The sequence below is a fragment of the Microbacterium sp. CnD16-F genome (genome assembly GCF_024124465.1).
GTDB lineage: Bacteria > Actinomycetota > Actinomycetes > Actinomycetales > Microbacteriaceae > Microbacterium > Microbacterium gawkjiense.
Genome location: NZ_JAMXSA010000096.1, coordinates 1 through 4003 on the forward strand (window position 1 = coordinate 1; position 4003 = coordinate 4003).

At 75.7% G+C, this 4003-nt stretch carries 3 protein-coding genes and 1 pseudogene; all 4 read left to right on the forward strand.

The features are described from left to right. Positions 1 to 1696 (forward strand): transglutaminase-like domain-containing protein (locus tag NH287_RS14765; RefSeq protein WP_253036219.1); only part of this gene is annotated, 1696 nt, incomplete at its 5' end. A 57-nt stretch (positions 1697 to 1753) separates the two neighbouring features. Further along, positions 1754 to 2917 carry an FHA domain-containing protein gene (locus tag NH287_RS14770; RefSeq protein WP_253036220.1) on the forward strand — a complete coding sequence of 388 codons (1164 nt, stop codon included), beginning with the start codon at positions 1754 to 1756 and terminating at the stop codon, positions 2915 to 2917. Beyond that, entirely contained in the window at positions 2914 to 3759 is an 846-nt protein-coding gene (locus tag NH287_RS14775) for a PP2C family serine/threonine-protein phosphatase (RefSeq protein ID WP_253036221.1), read from the forward strand. The genes NH287_RS14770 and NH287_RS14775 overlap by 4 nt, the downstream gene beginning before the upstream one ends. Beyond that, positions 3752 to 4003: pseudogene (locus NH287_RS14780) on the forward strand (hypothetical protein); the annotation flags it as partial. The gene NH287_RS14775 and the pseudogene NH287_RS14780, both read left to right, overlap by 8 nt.

The following is a 4003-nucleotide window of genomic DNA, read 5'->3' on the forward strand; positions in this document are numbered from 1 at the left end:
GGTCGCCGCACTGTGGGGGCCGTGGGCGCTCGCGGACCAGCCGCGCGAGGTGGCGCGGAGCGTCGTCGACCCGGTGCTCGAGCTCGAACGCGCCCCGAGCCCGCTCGCCGCGTACCGCGCCTCGTTCGGCGATGACCGCTTCGACGAACCCCTCTTCACCGTCTCCCCCGCCGCCGGCGCCGAGCGGGTACGGCTCGCGACGCTCCCCTTCTACGACGGCCGGACGGTGCGCGCGGTCGACCCGCAGGCGGGCCTCGCCGACCCGGCGACGGCGTTCACCCGCGTCCCGTCCCGGCTCGACCCGGCCGGCACCGGCGAGATCGCCGTGACGGTGCGCATCGACGCCGGCACGGGGATCTGGGTGCCGACCGTCGGCGACCTGCGCGCCGTGTCGTTCGACGGTCCCCGCGCGGCGGAGCTCGCGGACGGCTTCTTCCACAACGCCGCCACGGGTGCCGCGATCGAGATCGCAGGGGACGGTTTGCAGACCGGGGACGCCTACCGGCTCGCCGCATCCCCCTCCGAGGCGGCGGGACCGGTGGCATCCCTCACCCCGTCCCGCAGCGGGCCGTCCCTACCGGCGGAGGTCGTCCCGGCCTCGCTGACGGAGTGGATGGAGAGCCAGGATGCCGGTACGGGCGGCGCGGCCCTCGAGACGCTCGTGGACCGCCTCCGCAGCCGCGGCTACCTGAGCCACGCGCTGCAGCTGCCGGGAGGCTCCGCCCCCGCCTGGATGCGGGAGCTCGGCGGGGCCGGCTTCCAGCCCTCCCGCGCCGGGCATTCGGCCGACCGCATCGGGACGCTGTTCACGCAGCTGCTCGAGCGCGAGGCGCAGGCTCCCGGCGGCACGGACGCCGACCTCGTGGCCGCCGTCGGCGACGACGAGCAGTTCGCGGTCGCGGCGATGCTCATCGCCGACCAGCTCGGGTTCGACGCCCGGGTCGTCGTGGGGACGCGGCTCGCTTCGGACGAGGACCTGCCCGTGTGCGACGAGGGACGATGCCGGGGCGGCGATCTCGCCGCGTGGATCGAAGTGGCGGATGCCGCGGGGGGCTGGCTCCCCGTCGACGTGACCCCCCAGCACGAGAGCTTCCCGTCTCCCGATCTCGAGCAGCGGCGCGACCCCGAGAACCCGACCGAGGTGAGCCGGGAGGACGCCGAGCCGGTGCTCCCCGCCGACGCGTCGCCCTCCGATGGCGATCAGAGCGCCCCCGAGGCCGCTCCGCAGGAGCGAGACCTGTCGGCGCTGTGGGCCGCGGTGCGCGTGGGCGGCGTCTCGCTGCTCGCGATGATCGTCCTCGTCGGCCCGCTCGTCACGATCCTCGCCGTCAAGGCGCTGCGGCGGCGCGGCCGCCGGCGCGGCGACATCGCCGCGCGCTTCACCGGCGGCTGGGACGAGTACGTCGACACGGCGGTCGACCACGGGTACCCGGCCCCCGCCCATCTGACGCGCCAGGAGCTCGCGCGCCTGTTCGCCGGCGACGCGGAGGAGGCGGCGGGCACCCGCCTGGCGACGTGGGCCGACCGGTCGGTCTTCGACGTGGTGCCGCCGACGGCGGCCGAGAACGAGGAGTTCTGGCGGATCGTCGCGGCCGAACGCGCGCGCTTCGCGGCGGAGAAGGGCTTCTGGGCGCGGCTGCGCGCGCGCCTGTCGCTGCGCTCGTTGCTCCCGCGCGGACGGGCCGCGCGCCGATAGGGTGTGCGGTGCGGGATCGACGGAATCGATGACGGAGGGCCAGGACGGATGCAGAGCATGACCACGGAGATCCCTCTCGCGACGACGGCCGCCGAGGCGGCCGGAGCCGCCGCCGGTCTCGCCGTCGCGTCGCTGCTGGTCGCGTTCGTCCAGCTCGTCCTCGCCGCCGGTGTCTACGTGTGGACCGCCCTCGCGCTGAGCGCCGTCTTCCGGAAAGTCGACCGACCCGCCGCGCGCGCCTGGATCCCGGTGCTGAACCTCTGGACCCTGTTCGAGGTGGCCGGGATGAAGGGATGGTGGGCGGCGGTCCTCGTCGGCGGCGGCCTGCTCACCACGATCCTCGCCTCGGTCCTCAACGCGGTGTTCGTCGCCTCGGTGCAGAACGCCGCGTTCGGCGGCTCGGGCGGCGACGCCGCCGGAGCGCTCCTCGGCGCGACGGTGGTGCCCCTCGTCCTCGTGCTCCTTTTCGCGGCGGGAGCGATCATCCTCCTCGTCCGCATGATGGGCCCCCTGAACCGCGGGTTCGAGCGGGGCGGCGGGTTCGTCGTGCTGGGCGTCCTTCTGTTCCCCGTCTGGGCCTCGGTCATCGGTTGGGGCTCGGCGCAGTGGAACGGCCTGCCGCGCACCGGACTGCCGCCGACCCCGTTCGCGGGCGACGCGCAGCCGACGACGGCCGCGGCATCCGTCCCGTCGGACACGACCGCGTTCGCGCCGCCCTCGACGACCCCCTTCCCCGCCGCCGCACCGGTCACGCCGTGGTCGCCGCCGCCGCTCGCGCCGGCCCCCTCCGCGGCTCCCGCCGCCACGCCGGCGGCCCCGGTGGCACCGCTGCCGCCCGCCCCCGCCCCGGCGGCGACCGAGGTCGAGGAGCACACCGTGCTGGCGGCGCACCGACGCCCGAGCGCCGCGCTGCGGCTCCCGAACGGGCAGACGGTCCCGCTCACCGCCGATCTCGTCGTCCTCGGTCGCAATCCGACGCCCCCGGCGCAGGCGCCCGGTGCCCAGCCCGTCCCCGTCGACGACGCGACCCGCACGGTCTCGAAGACGCACGCGCTGCTGCGCCGCGGCGAGGACGGCTGGAGCATCACCGACCTGTCCTCGACCAACGGCGTGATCGTCGGCGACGGCGACGTCGAGATCGCGGTGGGCACGCCGGTCCCCGTCCCGGGGCGGTTCCTCCTCGGCGACGCGGAGCTGTTCCTCGACGTGGGAGCCCGATGACCTCTCCCCGCCCGCTGCACGTCGAGGTCATCAGCGGATCGCTCACCGACACCGGACTGCGGCGTCGGGTGAACGAGGACGCGCACCTCGCGAGCTTCCCCGTGTTCATCGTCGCCGACGGCATGGGCGGTCACGAGGCGGGTGACCGCGCCGCGGCCGCCGTCGTCGACGCCTTCCGGGGTTTCGTCGGCCGCAGCGACGTCGCGCCCGAGGAGGTCGCCGAGGCCGTCCAGGCCGCCCACCGCGCCGTCGGCGCGATCGCCCGCGGCACCACCCGCGGCGCCGGGTCCACGCTCACCGGCGTCGTGGCCGTGCAGCAGGGCGGGGAGCCCCGGTGGCTCGTCGTCAACATCGGCGACTCCCGCGTGTATCGCCTGCTCTCCGAGCGCCTGGAGCAGGTGACCGTCGACCACTCCATCGCGCAGGAGATGGTGGATGCCGGGCGCCTGACCCGCGATGAGATGTCGACATTCGAGGGGCGCAACGTGATCACGCGCGCTGTCGGCGGCGAGCGCAGCCCCGCCGACTTCTGGCTGCTGCCGGTGGTCACCGGGGAGCGCATCCTCATCTGCTCCGACGGCCTCTCGGGGGAGATCACCGACGAGGCGATCCGGGCGGGCCTGCTGAGCGGCGCGTCCCCGGCGCAGACGACGGGGGCGCTCATCGCCCAGGCGCTCGCCCACGGCGGCCGCGACAACGTGACGGCGATCGTCGTCGACGTGGTGGGGGGCGGCATCCACCCCCGCCTCGAGGACACGACCGGCGGCCTCGTCACGAGCGAACCCGCGACCGGCACGATCGAGGTCGAGACGGTGCCGTCGCGGCGGAGACGCCATGACTGACCCGTTCGAGGACGAGACGCGCCTCGCGCCCCGCACGCGCCGCGAGCTGCGGGCCGAGCGCGACGACGACACCCGGCTCGTCGCACGTCGGGCCGAGACGGGTCCGGTCGCGGCACCGGAGGACGCCGACGAGACGCTCCTCGCCGAGCGGCGCACCGACGAGGGCACCCGGGCGACGGCCCGACGCGTCGCGCCCACGACGACGACGGGGACGTCCATCGCGCACGGCCGCGCCGACACGCCG

Bases quoted from the DNA above. Each gene is read 5' to 3' on its own strand.
- NH287_RS14770 (WP_253036220.1), top strand. From the start codon at position 1,754: ATGACCACGGAGATCCCTCTCGCGACGACGGCCGCCGAGGCGGCCGGA.
- NH287_RS14775 (WP_253036221.1), top strand. From the start codon at position 2,914: ATGACCTCTCCCCGCCCGCTGCACGTCGAGGTCATCAGCGGATCGCTC.